We start from the raw sequence: 18,363 nt of genomic DNA on the forward strand, positions 1-18,363 counted from the left end.
ATTTAATTATTAAGCTAAAGTGTTTCCGCCGAATTGACCTACTAATTGAGATTGTGCTGTAGCAACTAGACGTTTTGTAATTTCTCCACCAACAGATCCGTTTGCACGAGATACTGTTTCTGCTCCAAGCTGTACGCCAAATTCTTGAGCGATTTCATACTTCATTTGGTCGATTGCTTGTTGAGCACCTGGAACTAACTTTTGACGGTTTGAACCACTGCGATTTGCCATGTGTTTTCACCTCCTTAATAGATAATCTGCCTCTATTTCGGAAGAACATGCATTTCATTTTTCAGGAACTTTTTGTCATTTTGAAATATTGATGTTTTTCTAAGGATAGACCCATGGATGTTAGGCATTCATCGGGCAGACTTGGAGGGTAAATAAGATGGTTAATGTGTCTAAACGCAATTTTATGTGTCTAGAAGTTTGAAGTATCATCATTATGCATAGTCTGAGGATACTGCTCAGTCCAGTCCATAAAACAGTCTATCTTAAGATCGGGAAATACGATTTTAATGAAGCCGATTCTTCGCCTGTATTTTTTATCCCAATCTTCCTTAAACTATTTTATAACTGAAATGAACAATGTCCACGAAAAAAAACCAAGAAGGCGATCTCCTTGGGAAATAATTTGGGAAATGGGGGACAGTCCCCATCAGCTCTTTCTCATAAAAGCTAAGACTTCCATGTCAAGCTTGCCTTCCGGCTGTTCACGGCCTTCGAAGTTTTCGGTATGCAGGTAGGCAGTGAAAGCTTTTTGTAGTTGTTCGTCATTTACCGCGTCTTCTTTTATGTAGTTTAAGCGCTTGAGGTGCTGTGTAAGTTCCGTTTTGATTTCTCCTTCAATATTCATAATATTTTCTGCTTTAGATGGGGCAAAATATAGCTGATGAAGGTTGTAGATTCGGATGAGTTCAGTTATGGGTTCGGGATGATCTTCCACTCTTAAATCAACAAAGCGGTCATTATATCCGCCATATCCTCCTTGTTCTTTTACAACAAGGATTGCGGCTGATTGCTGGCCTCTGCTGTCTCCGCCTGCCTCCTGCCCTGCATGTAGGGCATGCAATAGACGTTCCGCCAGCGGCCCTTCAGAATTTAAGAAGCTGTCGGCCATAGCCTGTACGGTTTTTTCATCTACAAGTATATTTCCCTGTGCAGCAAAGTGTGGTCCAGTTATACCTCCGGCCCAATCATAGCATTGGCTGCCTGTGTATGTTGCAGGATTTCCCTTTGCATCGATCAGCCCAACCTGCCGCATTTCTCTGTCAGGATCATGACTTATCAGATCATTCAAAGCTTCTTCAGCCGATATCCCATTTTCCATAGCCGCGAGTGCCAGGGGACCATAGGCTGTATTCGCATATGATTGGGTAGCTACTGCACCCACACCTGCTTTTGCCCACGGTACAACTGCACCGACTCCTAGAAATTTGGATTGTACGGCAATACCCCATTCTTTTTCCTTTGGATCAAAGCCAGCAATTGAGTAAGTCATGTATTTTCTCCCCTTTGTTAACAGTAAAATCCTTTTGTATTAGTGTAGCATAAAGAAAATCGCTCAGGGTATGTTTACCTTGCTGGCTCCCCGATAAAAAAGAGAGCTAAAACCTGATGTTTTAGCTCCTCAAATCTCATACAGAAACTTTATCCCTGCCGTTGTCGACAGGAGGCGGGATATTAAGTTTCTCTTCAGGATGAAACTCGTTTTCCATTTTTGACACAACCACTGTAGCTACACCATTGCCAATAAGGTTGGTAATGGCACGTGCTTCTGACATGAAGCGGTCCACGCCGAGAAGCAGGGCAATGCCTTCTACAGGAATCATGGGGAAAGCGGCAAGTGTCGCGGCAAGTGTAATAAAACCCGAACCTGTCACACCGGCAGCGCCTTTTGATGTGAGCATTAAAATTCCAAGAAGGGTAATCTCCTGCCAGATACTCAGGTCGATCCCAAAGGCCTGGGCGATGAAAATGGCAGCCATGGACAAATAAATGGCGGTGCCATCCAGATTGAAGGAGTAGCCGGTCGGGATGACAAGACCTACGACCGATTTAGAGCACCCGTATTTCTCGAGCTTCTCCATCATCCGCGGCAAAGCACTTTCAGATGAAGATGTCCCAAGGACCAGCAAAATTTCTTCCTTGATATAACCTATGAACTTGAAGATATTGAATTTATATAATTTTGCCACGAGTCCCAAAATGACTACGATAAATAAAAACATGGTCAAATATACGCTGGCCATTAATTTACCTAAAGAAAAAAGGGAGCCGATTCCGAAGTTGCCAATTGTATAGGCCATCGCTCCCATCGCAGCGACAGGAGAAAATTTCATGACTATATTTACGATGCCAAAGAAGATCTCGGCAATTTGTTCAAATAAAGATATAACAGGCTTTGCTTTGCTGCCCAAACCGGCAGCAGCTATTCCGAACAGCACGGCAATAAATAGAATCGGCAATAGTTCGCCTTTCGCCATTGCTCCCAAGAAGTTATCTGGAATTATACCCATAATAAACTCAATGGCACCGTGGCTGGTCTCTTTTGCCTGTTCAGTAAACTCGGAGATATCTCCGCCTTGTACGGAGTTTGTATTGAATCCGTTACCTGGTTTTAGAACATTCACTACAACTAAACCAATTACAAGTGCGAGTGTTGAAATAATTTCAAAATAAAGGAGAGTTTTTCCTCCAATGCGGCCGACTTTCTTTAAGTCTCCCATATTGCCAATTCCAATAACAATCGTAAGGAATACAATCGGGGCAATTACGAGCTTTATCAGTTTTATAAAAATATCAGCCAAAATTTTAAGGTCGGTACCGAACTTGGGAAAAATAAATCCAATAATAATACCTAAGACTATACCGGTAATAACCTGCACGGTTAAGTTTCTAAAATTAAGTTTCAACAATCCTTCACCTCTCTCAGTTTGGTAACGCTTTCATTTATCTTATAAGAAAAGATGGTGTAGTTTAAGTTTTTGGTCATATAGTTCTTTTTGTTCTTTTTGGTATCAGAAATATTCTTCAAAGTATTTGTACTCATAGTTTAAGAGATTCATAATGGAATAAATAGCTTGAAAAAGCAGGTGAAAATAAAAATGAACGTGATAAAGGTATTATTGATAGAGGATGATCCAATGGTACGGGAGATTAACAGGCAATATATCGAAAAAGTCGAGGGCTACCAAGTAATTGGACATGCCAGTAATGGGGAGGAAGGGCTGCAATTAGTCAGCAAATTAAAACCGGACCTCGTCATAATCGATATTTTTATGCCGAAGCTGGACGGTTTTGAAACAATAAAGCAGTTTCGGCTGGATGGTCTGTCTGTTGATGTAATGGCAATCACAGCTGCAAGCGATATGGAAACCATTCATAAAGTCCTGCAGTACGGCGCAGTGGATTATATTTTAAAACCGTTTACATTTGAGAGGATAAAAAGAGCGCTTGAACAGTACTATTCTTTCCGTCTTAAAATGGAAGAAAAAAATTCAGTCCAGCAGCATGAGCTGGATCAGCTTCTCAACTACAGTGAAGACGTAAACACTGAAGATTTGCCAAAAGGACTGCATCGCCATACCTTAAATAAAATTATCGATTATATTTCAAGTGAAAAGTCTCCCGTATCTGCCGAGGAAGTTGCCGAAAGTATTGGGATTGCCCGTGTTACCGCAAGGCGGTATCTTGATCATCTTGAGAAAACAGGAAAAGTAAACATAACTGTACAATATGGCGGAGTAGGACGCCCGGTCAATCGATATGGCTTGTAAAGTGGGGAACTTAATGAAAAAACTAACAGGGCGGAAGGTGATCAATTATTCATTGCAGACTACCATAACTCTCCTCGTATGTACGGTCGTTATCATATCCCTCGTTATTACGGAAGCGATGGTAATAAAAAGAGTCGCGGAGGATACGAAGAATCTTAAAGCCGAAAAAGCTGCCGATATTGCGCGGATCGTTTCTCGTTCATCTCAGGTTATCGAATCACTTCAGCCGAATAAGAGCAGCGAAACGGATGTCCAAGCCTACACCCGTGAGGTTCAGGCTGCAGCTGGGGTTGAATTTATTGTTGTTATGGATATGAAGGGCATTCGAAAGTCTCATCCTCATTCTGAATTAATAGGGAAAAGATTTAGAGGTGGTGATGAAGGAACGGTTTTAAGGGGCAGAGAGTATATTTCCGTTGCGAAAGGTACACTGGGAACATCACTGAGAGCTTTTGCTCCTGTCTATGATGATCATCATAGACAGATTGGAGCTGTAGCAGTAGGTATTATGCTGGAAGAAGTAAATGATGCGGTCTCAAAAGGCAGGCAGGTCATTTATGCGGGAATGATTTTCGGCGTAGCTGCAGGTATACTCGGGGCAGTTCTTTTAGCAAGAAAAATTAAGTCCATACTATTTGGTTTAGAACCAGAGGAGATTGCTGGACTGCTTGAAGAACGTATTGCAATGCTGCAATCGGCTAAAGAGGGAATTATTGCAGTGGATGCTGAAGGCAGGATAAAGCTGGTTAACAAGGAAGGGAACAGGCTTCTGCAATCAGCTGGCATTTCTGGTGATCTTATTGGCAGAAAGATAGATACATTTATGCCGGATTTAGGACTTTCCAATATTTTAAATTCAGGGCGGCCAAAACACGACCTTGAACAAAATGTAAACGGTCTGGCTATTGTCACCAACTTAGTGCCTATTCTTGTAAAAGAACAGGTAGTTGGAGCCATCGCGACCTTTAGGGATAGAACTGAGTTAAAGGAGCTGGCAGAACAATTGACCGGGGTGAAGCTGTATGCGGATGCTTTGCGCTCTCAGTCGCATGAATTTATGAACAAGCTTCACGTAATATCCGGTCTCATTTCTATGCAAAATTATCAAAGTGTTTCTAGTTATATTAGTAAAATGGTTGAACATCATCAAACGGAATCAGGCTTTATCGCGCAGCGTATAAAGGATCCGGTCTTAGCTGGCTTTTTATTAGGAAAGCTCAGTTATGCAAGGGAGAATAAAGTTGAATTCGTGGTGGATGGAGATGGAGAGATACCCGAATCACGCGATCCAAGCGTAATTCATGAGCTTGTTGTAATCCTTGGGAACTTAATTAATAACGCTATTGCAGCCGTTGAGAAGTCGAAAACGAAACGAATCATGATACGATTCGATTATTTTAATCAACATCTCTCTTTGGAAGTCCATGATACAGGTGAAGGAATTCCTAAAGAGCTTCAGCAGCAAATATTCAAAAAAGGTTTTTCAACGAAAGGGGCAGACAGAGGGCTTGGTCTATTTCATCTCACCCAAAGCCTAAATAGGCTTAATGGACACGCTGAGCTTTTCTCAAAGGAAGGAGAAGGTACAATTTTCATCGTGGATTTACCTTATCACGCAAAGGAATAATAGGGAGCTATTATTCCTTTAAGTTAAATGAAGGACCAGCTATAAATGAGTAAAATTCCATAAAATTCTGAATGATGATTGACAAAGCCGGCCGTACTATTAGATAATAAAAACTGAGCTTGAATGAGAATGAATTTCATTTGCGATTAAGCAAGCTTAAGCTTATGTTATGTAAAAATGAATGATGTGTTTTTTTTTAAGTTTCATTGAGAATGTTTATCATTCTCAAATCAATAAATAGCGGCCGATGGTTAGCATGAAAAGCGGGTTGGTTTATGAGAAAAGTTCTATTGCTTCTAGTATTAATAATTCTTTCGGTTACCTCTTTGTTTATTGGAGTAAAGGATGTTAGCCCGCTGGATCTTTTCCACTTAAACGGGGAAGAGCGAGAGATTTTGACGATCAGCAGGGTGCCGCGCCTTGTTTCCATCCTTTTGGCTGGAATCAGCATGAGCATATGTGGTTTAATCATGCAGCAGCTCAGCCGGAACAAGTTTGTCTCACCTACGACTGCCGGCACTATGGATTCTGCACGATTAGGAATATTGGTTTCCATGATTATTTTTTCTTCTGCTACGATGATGCAGAAAATGATTATTGCCTCATTGTTTGCACTAGCTGGCACCTTTCTATTCATGAAGATCCTCGACCGGATCAAGTTCAAAGATGCCATATTCATCCCGCTTGTTGGATTGATGCTGGGAAGTATCATCTCCTCAATGACTACTTTTTTTGCTTATAAATACGACTTGATCCAGAGTATTTCTGCATGGCTCCACGGTGATTTTTCCATGGTCATGGCAGGAAGGTACGAAATGATCTATATAAGTGTACCGCTTGTATTCATAGCCTATCTCTTTGCTAATAAATTCACCCTTGCAGGAATGGGTGAGGATTTCTCGATAAATGTAGGCCTCAATTATAGGTTAATTGTGAACATAGGCCTGATAATCGTAGCCTTATCTACTACATCTGTCATTTTAACGGTAGGTGCTATACCATTTTTAGGTTTAATTGTTCCAAATATTGTTTCCCTCTATAATGGCGATAATTTGAAGAAAAACCTGCTCGATACAGCGCTATTAGGAGCAGTATTCCTGCTCGCCTGCGACATCATTGGCCGGATCCTCATATATCCGTATGAAATACCGATCGGTTTGACCGTGGGAGTCATAGGCAGTGGAATCTTTCTGTATATATTGATGAGGAGCAGGGCTTATGCATAAAGTCAAATTAGGAATTCTATCAGCCGTTTCAATCATCCTTATATTAATCTTCTTATTTACCGATATGGGAAACTATTGGGAATATGTTGTACCGAAGAGAACAATTAAGTTAATCGCCATTATCTTAACTGGTATATCCATTGCTGTTTCAACCATCATATTTCAGACCATTACTAATAACCGTATCCTTACACCAAGTATCATTGGCCTCGATTCTCTGTATATGCTCATTCAAACCTTTTTGATTTTTGCGTTTGGATCAACAAGTGCCGTTGTCATGAACAAGAATATAAATTTTCTTCTATGTGTAGGGATCATGGTTTTATTTGCAGGTTTGTTATATAGGTTTTTATTTAAAAAAGAGGGTCAGAACATTTACTTTCTGCTGCTGGTTGGGCTGGTTCTGGGAACATTATTTCAAAGCTTCTCTTCCTTTATGCAGGTAATTATTGATCCGAATGAGTTTTTAGTCATACAAGACCGCATGTTCGCGAGTTTCAATAATATTCATACAGATCTTCTTACGCTGTCCATTGTCCTTCTCCTGATGCTAGGCTGGTATTTATCAAGGTTTGTCAGGTATCTAGACGTTCTGGCGCTTGGCAGAGAGCAGGCCATTAACCTGGGAGTCAGCTATGACCATGTAGTTAAGAGGCTGCTCATAGTAGTCGCTGTGTTAATCTCTATATCTACTGCATTGGTGGGCCCGATTACGTTCCTAGGGCTGCTTGTTGCAAATGTTGCCTATCAGTATATCAACACCTATAAACATATTACTTTGTTCGCCAGTTCTGCACTTCTTAGCGTTATCGCTTTAGTCGGTGGAGTTCTTATTGTAGAAAGAGTTTTTACCTTCTCTACAACGTTAAGCGTAATTATCAACTTTATAGGCGGAGTGTACTTCATATACTTATTGTTAAAGGAGAGTAAAGCATGATACAGGTCAAGAATGTTACGAAGCAATTTGGAAATAAAAGTGTAGTCGACAATGTCTCGCTGGACATCGCAAAAGGCAAAATAACTTCATTTATCGGACCTAACGGTGCGGGCAAGAGCACCCTGCTTTCCATGATAAGCCGGCTGATGAAAGTCGACAGCGGTGACATTTATATCGACGATCAAAAGCTTTCTAATTGTAAGAGCAGTGAACTTGCAAAGAAAATCTCCATACTCAAACAGTCGAACCATATCTCCATTAAACTGACAGTCAGAGAATTAGTTTCGTTCGGCCGGTTTCCTTCTTCCCAGGGAAGGCTGACAAAGGAAGATTGGAAATTCGTAGTTGAAGCCATATCTTACATGGAGCTTACAGATATTCAACATAAATACCTTGACCAGCTAAGCGGCGGCCAGCAGCAGAGAGCCTATATAGCGATGGTCATTGCCCAGAATACGGAATACATCCTGCTCGATGAACCTCTTAATAATCTTGATATGAAACATTCTGTACAAATTATGAAGGTACTTCGCAGGCTTACTGATGAATTAGGGAAAACAGTGGTCATTGTTATTCATGATATCAATTTTGCTTCCTGCTATTCAGATTACATAGTTGCCTTAAAGGATGGGAGAATCGTAGAAGATGGTGCTGCTGAACATATCATTGACTCAGCGGTTTTACGTGGAATTTACGAAATGGATATAACGATACAAAATATTAATAATAACAAGATTTGTATGTATTACGCTTAATAGAAAAGGTTATAAAAAGGAGTGTTCCACATGAAACAAAAGTTATCTTTATTAGTGATAATTTCTATTATCATGGTTTTTACCGCTGCGTGCGGCAGCCAGGAAAAAACATCAGGATCGGGAAAAGGCAAGGATTCGGAAGAGATTGTTGTAAATCATCAATTAGGTGAAACAAAAGTTATGAAAAATCCTAAGAAAGTTGTCACAATGGACTTAGGAATGCTGGATACTCTAGATAAACTTGGCATGGAAGACTCTATTGCCGGGGTGCCTCAGCAGAACCTGCCTGATTACCTTGAAAAATATAAGGGTGAAAAGTATAAAAATATTGGCAGCTTAAAGGAACCAGACTTTGAAGCAATTAATGAAATCAAGCCGGATTTAATTATCATTTCAGGCAGACAGCAAGATCTTTACGATAAATTTGAAGAAATAGCTCCTACTATTTTTATGGGAATCGATAACAAGAAGTTTATGGAGTCGTTTGAAGGTAATGTTAACACACTGGCAAAAATCTTTGGAAAAGAAGAACAAGCTGAAAAGGAACTTGCTGATATTGAAAGTTCAATAGATGATATTAAGAAAAAGGCTGAAGGAAATAATGCGAAGGCTCTTATCACATTAACAGCAGGCGGAAAAGTAACTGCTTTTGGACCAAATTCTCGCTTTGGCCTGATACATGATGTCCTCGGCATCCAGTCAGCGGCTGATAAGATTGATGCGGACCCAACTCACGGGCAAAACATTTCCATGGAATTCATTGCGGAAACAAACCCGGATATCTTATATGTAATAGATCGAGATGCCGCTGTTGGTGAAGGCAACAATGCAAAGAAAGTAATAGAAAACCAGCTGGTTAAGAAAACGAAGGCTTATACAAATGATAAAATTGTATATCTTGACCCTGGGTATTGGTACCTTTCAGGCGGCGGGCTTGTATCCGTTGCAGAAATGGTGGAAGAAGCTCAAAAAGGAATCGAATAAGAACGTCTATGCTGTCCGTCCCCGTTGATGGACAGTTTTTTGTGTAAAATTTATTACTCTAAAAAGTAATGTCAACTTGAATATGTTGAGATAATGAATTACTCTAAGAAAAAACAAGGAGGCCGGATATGGAAAACTTAAAATTAAATGTAGCTTTGCTAAGAAGGAAGGTACCTAATTTAACCACTGCAGCAAAATCCGTCGGACTGCGCCCGGCAACGGTGTCTAATCTCTGCACTGGCAAGATCCCTGTCGGACGTTCCGAGGTCAGAACATTGGTGGCTTTAGCTGACCTTGCTGAATGCAGCCTTGATGAATTAATTATCAGAGCGGAAAAAGTAGATATGATTGAGACAGGTATAAAAACCCTGGATGTCTTTGCACCGCTTGCAGCAGGAGGAACTGTCGGACTGATAGCAAGGCCGGGTATGGGCCAATTAGTAGTATTGGCAGAAATATTTAACAGGCTGAAACAAAAAGGGTTCACGATTGTTCTCCTGCAGCCTGAAGGAAACCCTCAGGAACTATATGATTTACTGGAGGAAGTCGATATCGCAGTGAATTCCATTAAGGATGCTTACGATAAGATGTCTGAACTCGGTTCAGGAGTTGATATTGCCTTTGCTGCAGATCGGTCCCATGTAATCTCAGGTGACATACTAAAACTTCAGGAGCAGCTGCAGGAGAATGGGCTGGACCGGATCACAACCTTTCTTGTAGATTTAAAAGGTGAAGCCGTAGATGAAGATCTGCCTTTTGGGCCACTGGAAACATTATGGCATTTTGATGCCGATTTATCGGCGAGGCAGAAGTATCCCGCTGTAAATCCTCTATATTCGACTTCGTCAGTACTTGAAGGAGCCCATCTTGATCAAAATCATCTGTCTATACAGCAGCGGGCACAAAAGCTGCTGCGCAGATATCGAGAGCTTCGTTCCCTTGTCAGTGCACGCGGTGTAGAAAAACTTCCGGCCGCTGAAATGCAGACCTACAAAAGGGGAGAAAGACTTGAGGCCTATTTAACTCAGCCCTTTTATGTAGCAGAACCTTTCACTTTGAAAAAGGGTGTGACAGTCAGTGTTCAAGACTCCCTGCAGGATATCCGGAAAATTCTCGACGGGGCCGTTGACTCAGAAGAAGTGGAGAAGCTGGACTATATTGGTACTTTAGGTTAATCTTTAAAGGAATGATATCATGGCAAAGCTCTTTTCATACACAAGAAAAGAGCTTTTTTCATGACGTCTAGGCTGAAGTGCGGTCTTCAGAGGAAAATTTGGAACAAAAAAAGCAGCGGCATGATAGCAAAATATCAGTGGCTGGCCGTATGCAGCCGAAGGTAAAAGGGAAACTAAAGGATAAGTGTGGAAGTTCGAACTCCTATTGTATCCTTGCGTAAAAGGGGCTGTTTTCTTGTGAATCAACATAATTCCATTAGCGATAGAAAAGATGAGCATATAAGGATTAGCTTGGAAGAAGACGTTTCCGGCAAAAACATTACAACGGGCCTTGAAAAATACCGGTTTATACACCAGGCCCTGCCAGAGCTGGATTTTAAAGATATTAATTTATCTTCTGATTTTTTAGGTAAAGTGGTTAGAACTCCATTTGTAATAAGCTCGATGACTGGCGGTACAAAGCAGGCGATGGAGATAAACAAAAACCTGGCACTTGCTGCACAAGCTAGAGGCTGGTCGATGGGGCTGGGCTCTACGAGAGCTGCACTAGAAAGCCCTGAGCATGCTTATACGTTTCAGGTTAGACAATATGCTCCTGATATTCCATTGTTCGCAAATCTTGGAGCTGTCCAGCTCAACTACGGTTTTACAGTCGATGACTGTAGAAAAGTTATAGATTTGATAGAGGCTGATGCATTGGTTCTTCATTTAAACAGCCTTCAAGAGGTATTTCAGCCAGGTGGAGATACCAATTTTAAAGGATTACTAAAGAAAATTGAATCGCTCTGTTCCCAGTTGAACGTGCCTGTAGGAGTAAAAGAAGTTGGATGGGGAATTCATGGAGCAGCAGCTAAGAAATTATCTGAGATAGGTGTATCATTTATTGACACTGCTGGTTCTGGCGGAACTTCATGGAGTCAGGTGGAAAAGCTTCGTTCGCAGGACCCGCTTAAAATAAAAGCTGCAGAATCTTTTATGGACTGGGGAATTCCTACTGCTGATTGCATAGTAAGTGCACGAGCACACGGGTATAAAGGCATGCTCCTCGCAAGCGGAGGTATTAAAAATGGAGTGGAAGCCGCAAAAGCTATTGCGCTGGGCGCTAATTTAGCAGGATTTGGCCGGTCGATTCTCAAGTCTGCGGTAGAATCTGCTGATTCCCTTATCAGTCTCTTTGAGCGAATAGAACTAGAATGTAAGATTGTCATGTTTGGGATTGGTGCCGATTCAATGAGTAAGCTCAGAAACACCTCGTATTTAATAAAAGCAGATTAAAATAAGAACCCGAGCCCTGTGTCGAATAGGGCTTTTTTTTGTTCCTTTTTTGTATTTCTCAGGAAATATTGTTGAAATGTAATATGAATTTCATAAAAATTTTTACTCCCCTGTAGTTTGGATTTTCTACGTTTCTAGGCAAAAACAGTTCATTTGTAAAGAAATTGTAAATGCGAAAGTGAACCAGAGTTTTATACTTCTGACTGGCAAATGCTAAAAACCCCTGTGAAATATTGATTTAAATAGCTTTGGATCTGAAAAACCTATGTGAAAACCTATTCTTGTACAAATTTACAATATATTAAACTTCCCTTCATACCAGGACAACATTCTCTTTTTATAATGAAAATGTACTCAAGAGAGAGTACATGACCTAGATTTCAAAAAACTTATATAAAAATAGGGGGCAATGAAATGGTAAAAGGATTTAAAGTAACAATGGCAGCATTAGTAATGGCAGGAGCTTTAGCTGGATGCGGTAATTCAAAAGAATCTGGTGCAGAAAAAGAAAAATCAGGAGCTAAAACAGAAGAAATTTCTGGAACTCTTACAGCAGCAGGATCAACTGCGTTACAGCCGCTGGCAGAGGAAGCAGCCAATGAAATTACTGGCAAAAATCCTAACCTTTCAGTAACTGTACAAGGCGGAGGAAGTGGAACAGGTGTTAACCAGGTAGCAGCTGGTGCTATTGATATCGGTAACTCTGACGTACCTTCAGCTGATAAAATTGAAGATAAAACTCAAGCTGATAAGCTTGTTGATACAAAAGTTGCAGGAATTGCCTTTGCATTAGTTGTAAATAAGGATGTTAAAGTTGAATCTCTAAAAGAAGAACAAATTCAAGGAATCTTCTCAGGTAAATATAAAAACTGGAAAGAGGTTGGCGGAAACGATGAGAAAATCAACGTAATCAACCGTCCTGCATCTTCTGGTACTCGTGCAACATTTGAGAAAACGATTATGAAAGATGTAAAAGTAGATGACAGTATCGGAACTGCTCAAGACTCCAGCGGTGCTGTTGAACAGTCTATTAACACAACTCCCGGATCAGTCAGCTATCTTGCCATGTCTTATTTCGTAGGAGATAAAAAAGACAGCCTGAAAACATTGAAAATCAACGATGTAGAACCAACAATTGAAAATGTTTCTGCTGAGAAATATCCTTTCTGGTCTTACGAATACATGATAACAAACGGTGAGCCTAAGGATGCTGCAAAAGAATTCATTAACTTTGTATCGGGTGAAGAATTTGCTGCAAAGGTAGAAGAAATGGGTTATATCCCAATGAGCGAATTAGAGTAAGACAATCCAAACTGAATGCAAGACTGGCCTGGATGAGCCAGTCTTCTTCGCTGTGAATGACTATAAAGGCTAGGCGGTGTAGAGATGAAGGGGAAAAAATCTATCAACTATATTAAAAACGAATATATTGGAAGAACACTTGTCACAATATGTGGTTTTTTAATCGTATTAACAACACTGGCAATTATTATTTTTATCTGCCAGAAAGGCATGCAGTCCTTCCTGGATAGTAAATTGTCATTAGGGGAATTTTTAACTTCGGATAAATGGAGTCCAAATAATAAATCATATGGAGCTCTCGTATTTATAGCCGGCTCGACGGCCGTTTCCTTGGGAGCAGTAATTATTAGTGCACCAATAGGAATTGCGATTGCGATTTTTAATAATCATATAGCTCCAAAATTTGGAGCCCGTTTTCTTAAGCCTGTGCTTGAGCTTCTTGTTGGTATTCCTTCCGTAGTTTACGGATTTTTAGGTGTTGTGATTCTTGTTCCGATGCTGCGCGAAAATTTTGGCGGTGTCGGCTTCAGTTTAATTGCCGGTGTCATTGTCCTTAGTATTATGATTCTGCCGACCATTGCAAGTATTGCCGATGATGCGATTAGAGGAGTGTCTCCTGCTTATTTAGAAGCATCATATGGATTAGGTTCAACGCGCTGGCAGGCTGTCAGCCGGGTGGTTGTTCCTGCTGCGAAAACAGGGATTATGACAGGTGTAGTACTTGGATTGGCCAGAGCCTTTGGTGAAGCGCTCGCGGTTCAAATGGTAATCGGAAACACAGTGAAGCTTCCAGATGGTCTGTACAGTCCAACATCGACACTAACAGGAATTCTTTCCATGGACATGTCCAATACGCTTAATGGAACTGCATGGAATAATGCTTTGTGGACTCTTGCCATGATTTTACTGCTGATTTCATTCTTATTTATTCTAATCATCAGAGTCATCTCTAAAAAGGGGGCACAAGCATGAGAAGCTCAGCCAGGACCGTTAATAACATCTGGACAGGAATATTTTATGCGATTGCGTTTGCTGTTATAGCTCTTCTTGTTTATTTGGTAGTTGAAATCATCTCCAGAGGCTGGGGCTTTTGGGATCCAGCCTTTCTATTCGGGCGTCCAAGCAATACTATGGCTGGGGGCGGAATTGGTCCTCAGCTCTTTAACTCTTTCTATTTGCTAATTCTTTCCCTGATCATTTCGGTACCTCTTGGGCTTGGAGCAGGGATCTACTTAGCTGAATATGCAAAGCAGGGAAGGTTTCTAAACTTCGTAAGATTATGTATTGAAACTATGGCATCACTTCCATCAATTGTTGTCGGCTTATTTGGTTTATTGATTTTCGTAACGCTCGCCCACTGGGGATATACGTTGATAGGGGGAGCTTTAGTTCTTACAATTCTTAATCTTCCAGGTTTAACGAGGGTATGTGAGTCCGCCATTGCCTCTGTACCGCAAAACGTTAAAGAAGCAAGCTACGGTCTTGGGGCAACCAAATGGCAGACCCTAGTCAAGGTTTCATTGCCTACAGCTATGCAAGAAATCATAACCGGAGTTATACTATCTGCCGGAAGAGTATTTGGTGAAGCGGCGGCCCTGATTTATACAGCAGGTTTAACAACCCCGATGTTAAATACGGCCGCTGACCTTTCCAGTCCGGTAAACCCTTTTAATATTTTCAGGCCTGCAGAAACACTTGCCGTGCATATTTGGAAGTTGAATTCTGAGGGTATCGTTCCAGATGCTGCAGCAATAGCTACTAAATCAGCTGCAGTGCTGATCGTGATGGTGCTTATGTTCAATATTTTAGCTAGATTAGCTGCAAAAACATTGGATAAGTATAATAAAGGAACAAGCAGGAAAAAGAAGGTTCAAAAAAGTGTAGATTCCGTTCAAAAAACAGCATAATAAAACGCCGGCAAATGCCGGCGTTTTATTAATCTTCATTAAAATCTATCATTTGACTTGTTAAAATTATGGTCTCCCTCTACCTTTGTGCTCCCAGTAGTATCAAGAGTTGCATCTTCTTTTTTGACTGTTTCAGAAACCTGTTTAGTTTCTTCTACTGTACGTTTACCAATTACAATTTCGTCTGTAACCACTGGTTTCTTGGTTACTTCAATTTGTTCCTCTACAATCGGAACTTTAATCGTTTCATTGCCATCAATCGTGCTGTCAAAGGATGCACCTTCCTCATTTACTGGACGGCGTTCAACGTATACTTCCTCATGTTTAACAGGTACATCCACTGTTTCACGTTCTTCATATACTTCTTTATTTACTTCAACTTCGCCTGTTTGAACTTCACGCTTACTAACATCGAGTTGTTCTTCCCGAAGCCTTAATGTACGTTCTTCATCGGTTTCATCTAAGCGGTCACCTGTTCCAAAACCAGTGTTTCCAGTCACTCCTGACCGACCAGTACCGGTCAGCGTGGTGTCATAATTGGTATCACCTGTGGTTGAGCCCATTACTGTTGAATCATAATCGGTCGTACTAGCAGCTGTTCCTGTGAAAGAACCCGCAGCTGTACCGGTTAATGTAGAGTCATATCCAGTGCTGTTTGTATTTAAGCTAGTATCATAGTCCGTTCCTGTACCAAGAGATACATCACCGTTTCCGTCTACGACCAGCAAATACTTTCCGTTTTCCAGCTGGGAATTATATTCGCTCTCCTCCGTTGCGGATAAATTCAGGCTTGATAGACGGCTCGTTGAATCATAGGTTTCATCCATTGCAAAAAAGTCTTTTACTTTATCCCAGAAAGAATCCCCTTCATGATTCGAATGAGTGGAGTTCATTCCATTATCGACTGTTGCTCCGGCACGAGATTCAAGAATGTCATTATCTCTTCGGTTTGTGATAACTGAAATCTGGTCTGTATCATATCCCTGTGACGTTAATCCTCTGATCGCTTCAACCGTTTCCTGTTGTGAATCGAATACACCTACAACTTGTTTTACCATTTTGAAGTCCTCCTTAACATCCATTCAGATAGATGATTTGTTTTTTTGGTTACATGCTTTGTTTACCCCGATTGAACTAAGATAAACAGGTTCATATACTGGTAAAAATTAATAATGATATTTTGTCAACCCCCTTTTTTCGACAAATGAGGGTTTTTTAATCTCTAAGAGTTCATATATAGTGGGGGCCACTTTTAGGTTTGTCATAGAATCGATTTTTTTGTGTTTAGGAAATTCCTGTCCGGCTGCAAAAAATACAGGGCGCAGCTTCTCCCTTGAAGGATTTCCGCCATGAGTACCTAACTCGATGGCCGGCTTTACCAAAGAATCTGTAGAACTGCCCATTATAAAGCCAGGAGCCCCAACCAATACAACATCTCCAGAATTAGGATGGCCAAAGTTTTTATTGTCAGGGGTTACTTTGATAATTTCTTCAAAAGGATGGACTTTATCGCCGAATGTGTTATCCCACATGTTTCTGGTATGTTCTTTTACTAGATTGACTGAAAATCCTTCTACACGGAGGCCTGCGTATAACTCTTTTAATTCATGGGCAGCTACAGCTCCCTTTTTCTGCCGCTTAACTTCTGCCTGCTTAAAAGTATCCATGATTTCGGCCCGTACAGAGTCGTATTCCTCCGGACTGACAACCCCATTTTTTTCCCGGGATTTTAGATTGATATATACATGGGCGATGGAGCTGCTCGGGACTGAATACGCCTTTGAGTGTTTGTAATCTATTTGGTTATGTTTATCCACCTTTAATAGGCCGGCATCCTTTAATAGTTTATTAGGCTCCAGAGTAGAATGAGCCGGCTCCATCCCGTGGTCAGATACAATGAGTAAATGATCATTTTCTTTAAGGGATTTCATCGTTTTTCCTACGACTTGGTCGGCCAGACGATAGGACCATTCAATGTACTTTGAATATTCTTTGGATTTTTGTTCTGAATAACCCGGCTGCCTAGGATCAGACAGCAAATATTTATGCTGCTCATGGTCAATCTGTGGCGCGTAGAACATGACTAAATCGGGGTTATGCTTTTGTTTAATATATAGAGAAACATCTGTAATCCACATTACAAAGCGGCTGCTGATCTCTTCATATTCTTTTCGGGTGATCCACCCCTTTTCAAGAGAAGGATTGTCATCCTGGATAGGGAAAAAGCCAAAGTTCCTTTTAATTTCATCTGTAAATCCTTTGGGCCCGCGGACTAATCCAGAGGTAACAGCGGTGCGGTACATGGGGGCAGAGTCCGTGAGATCATCATTTTTTGACCGGATCTTAAACCAAAAGCCTGCGGTTTTATTGTCCTTTATATTTAAAGCAAGTGATTCCCATTTCTTCCCTCTAGAAGTAGAATCACTTTTATCTATCTCCTTGTCCTCAGATAAAATAAAGTCATCATAGTTTTGTTTGTGGTCATCTGTAGAGTCCACGGCTAAGATATGAATCATATGGTTCTTTCCATTTTCGACTTTAATAGGTATAGAAGATTCCTTCAAAGGGCTGAAACTGCGCGGCGAATTGTTCCAATCGGCGGCTTGTTTAAACTGTAATGATTCCAGGGCTGCAGGAGACCAGGTTTCGCCATAGAAAATGGAGTAATCTCCTTGTTTTCCATCCTTTGGATTAGCCCCAGGGAAGGCAATGGTGGCAGTCGTTTTCCCTTGTTTTTCAGCTTCAGTCCATACAGGAGGCACTGCTGATTCCGTCTGAAAGGCGTCGTCTTTATTGGTAAGGATTTTTTTGGATTCATGCCATTGATTACTGACTATTCCTGTTTTAGAGGGCCTGGCTCCAGTTGCTATAGCTGCATGGGAGGGAGCGGTTAGGGAAGGAGTGATTGTGGAAGTGGTTTTTGCCATAACACCATTTTCAGCTAATTTTTTGATGTGAGGCAATTTATCCTCTTTTAGATATTGCTTAGTTAAATCATTTCTCATTCCGTCAAACGAGATTAGAACCACTTTATTTTCCTTCGTCTCTGGACCTGCAGCATATGCAGGATTCTTTATCAAAAGCAGGCTTATGCTGATCAGACCTGCAAAAACGATTCGTTTTTTTAACATGTTTTTTCCTCCAAATCTTAGATGTACCTCCCTTTTACCTTATCTACACAAAGATGAAACTGCTTCTTGTTCCTTGGAGCGAAGTACTTTTTTCCAAAAAGGTCAAAATTCATTTGACATAATATGGCTGGAATTTATATAATTTCAAGAAATAGCTGAAACAGTGATAAGGATCAGTAAAATGTAAACGTCTATCCAGAGAGGGAACCTGCCTGCTGAAAAGGTTTCTATAGACCGGCATTTGAACCTGCCTTTGAGTTCTATA

At 40.8% G+C, this 18,363-nt stretch carries 16 protein-coding genes and 1 other annotated feature (1 of these 17 only partly in view); of the genes, 11 read left to right on the plus strand and 5 right to left on the minus strand.

Annotated elements, in window-relative coordinates; translation table 11 throughout:
- Positions 1-9: 9 nt before the first annotated feature.
- From CUU66_RS16780 to CUU66_RS16790, 3 genes are all read right to left on the minus strand, one after another.
- A complete protein-coding gene (locus tag CUU66_RS16780) occupies positions 10-231 on the minus strand; it encodes an alpha/beta-type small acid-soluble spore protein (protein WP_101644235.1) in 222 nt (73 codons plus the stop codon).
- A gap of 427 nt (positions 232-658) precedes the next feature.
- Positions 659-1,501 carry a DUF1028 domain-containing protein gene (locus CUU66_RS16785; RefSeq protein WP_101644237.1) on the minus strand — a complete coding sequence of 281 codons (843 nt, stop codon included), beginning with the start codon at positions 1,499-1,501 and terminating at the stop codon, positions 659-661.
- A 136-nt stretch (positions 1,502-1,637) separates the two neighbouring features.
- Positions 1,638-2,915 (minus strand): dicarboxylate/amino acid:cation symporter, encoded by a 1,278-nt coding sequence (locus CUU66_RS16790; protein WP_101644305.1) that lies wholly within the window; start codon positions 2,913-2,915, stop codon positions 1,638-1,640.
- Between the two features lie 198 nt (positions 2,916-3,113).
- On the opposite strand from CUU66_RS16790, the gene CUU66_RS16795 reads away from it, so the two are divergent.
- The 11 genes from CUU66_RS16795 (at position 3,114) to pstA (ending at position 14,967) form a co-directional block, all read left to right on the plus strand.
- A complete protein-coding gene (locus tag CUU66_RS16795; protein ID WP_101644307.1) occupies positions 3,114-3,779 on the plus strand; it encodes a response regulator in 666 nt (221 codons plus the stop codon).
- A gap of 13 nt (positions 3,780-3,792) precedes the next feature.
- Positions 3,793-5,406, plus strand: a complete 1,614-nt coding sequence (gene dcuS / locus CUU66_RS16800; protein WP_101644238.1) for a DcuS/MalK family sensor histidine kinase — start codon at positions 3,793-3,795, stop codon at positions 5,404-5,406.
- Between the two features lie 275 nt (positions 5,407-5,681).
- Positions 5,682-6,632: an ABC transporter permease gene (locus CUU66_RS16805; protein ID WP_101644241.1), complete on the plus strand. Its 951-nt coding sequence runs from the start codon at positions 5,682-5,684 to the stop codon at positions 6,630-6,632.
- Entirely contained in the window at positions 6,625-7,569 is a 945-nt protein-coding gene (locus tag CUU66_RS16810) for an iron chelate uptake ABC transporter family permease subunit (protein WP_101644244.1), read from the plus strand. Before CUU66_RS16805 ends, CUU66_RS16810 begins: the two co-directional genes overlap by 8 nt.
- The gene (locus CUU66_RS16815) at positions 7,566-8,324 is read left to right on the plus strand and encodes an iron ABC transporter ATP-binding protein (protein WP_101644245.1); all 759 of its coding nucleotides are present in this window, start codon (positions 7,566-7,568) and stop codon (positions 8,322-8,324) included. The genes CUU66_RS16810 and CUU66_RS16815 overlap by 4 nt, the downstream gene beginning before the upstream one ends.
- 30 nt (positions 8,325-8,354) lie before the next feature.
- A complete protein-coding gene (locus tag CUU66_RS16820; RefSeq protein ID WP_101644247.1) occupies positions 8,355-9,308 on the plus strand; it encodes a siderophore ABC transporter substrate-binding protein in 954 nt (317 codons plus the stop codon).
- A 128-nt stretch (positions 9,309-9,436) separates the two neighbouring features.
- Entirely contained in the window at positions 9,437-10,483 is a 1,047-nt protein-coding gene (locus CUU66_RS16825) for an ATP synthase beta subunit C-terminal domain-containing protein (RefSeq protein WP_101644249.1), read from the plus strand.
- Between the two features lie 237 nt (positions 10,484-10,720).
- Positions 10,721-11,758 carry a type 2 isopentenyl-diphosphate Delta-isomerase gene (gene fni / locus CUU66_RS16830; protein WP_101644251.1) on the plus strand — a complete coding sequence of 346 codons (1,038 nt, stop codon included), beginning with the start codon at positions 10,721-10,723 and terminating at the stop codon, positions 11,756-11,758.
- 414 nt (positions 11,759-12,172) lie between these two features.
- Positions 12,173-13,060, plus strand: a complete 888-nt coding sequence (locus CUU66_RS16835; RefSeq protein WP_101644253.1) for a phosphate ABC transporter substrate-binding protein PstS family protein — start codon at positions 12,173-12,175, stop codon at positions 13,058-13,060.
- 84 nt (positions 13,061-13,144) lie between these two features.
- A complete protein-coding gene (gene pstC / locus CUU66_RS16840; RefSeq protein WP_101644255.1) occupies positions 13,145-14,032 on the plus strand; it encodes a phosphate ABC transporter permease subunit PstC in 888 nt (295 codons plus the stop codon).
- Positions 14,029-14,967 carry a phosphate ABC transporter permease PstA gene (gene pstA / locus CUU66_RS16845; protein ID WP_101644257.1) on the plus strand — a complete coding sequence of 313 codons (939 nt, stop codon included), beginning with the start codon at positions 14,029-14,031 and terminating at the stop codon, positions 14,965-14,967. The genes pstC and pstA overlap by 4 nt, the downstream gene beginning before the upstream one ends.
- Before the next feature lie 38 nt (positions 14,968-15,005).
- Here the strand turns inward: pstA and CUU66_RS16850 are convergent, their stop codons facing one another.
- Together CUU66_RS16850 and CUU66_RS16855 are read right to left on the minus strand one after the other, a co-directional pair.
- Positions 15,006-16,025 carry a YsnF/AvaK domain-containing protein gene (locus CUU66_RS16850; RefSeq protein ID WP_101644260.1) on the minus strand — a complete coding sequence of 340 codons (1,020 nt, stop codon included), beginning with the start codon at positions 16,023-16,025 and terminating at the stop codon, positions 15,006-15,008.
- 108 nt (positions 16,026-16,133) lie between these two features.
- Positions 16,134-18,098 (minus strand): nucleotide pyrophosphatase/phosphodiesterase family protein, encoded by a 1,965-nt coding sequence (locus tag CUU66_RS16855; protein WP_101644263.1) that lies wholly within the window; start codon positions 18,096-18,098, stop codon positions 16,134-16,136.
- A 154-nt stretch (positions 18,099-18,252) separates the two neighbouring features.
- Positions 18,253-18,363: a binding site (T-box leader), on the plus strand; it runs 97 nt beyond the window's last position.

The organism is Peribacillus deserti, assembly GCF_002863585.1.
In the GTDB taxonomy this organism is placed as follows: domain Bacteria; phylum Bacillota; class Bacilli; order Bacillales; family DSM-1321; genus Paraperibacillus; species Paraperibacillus deserti_A.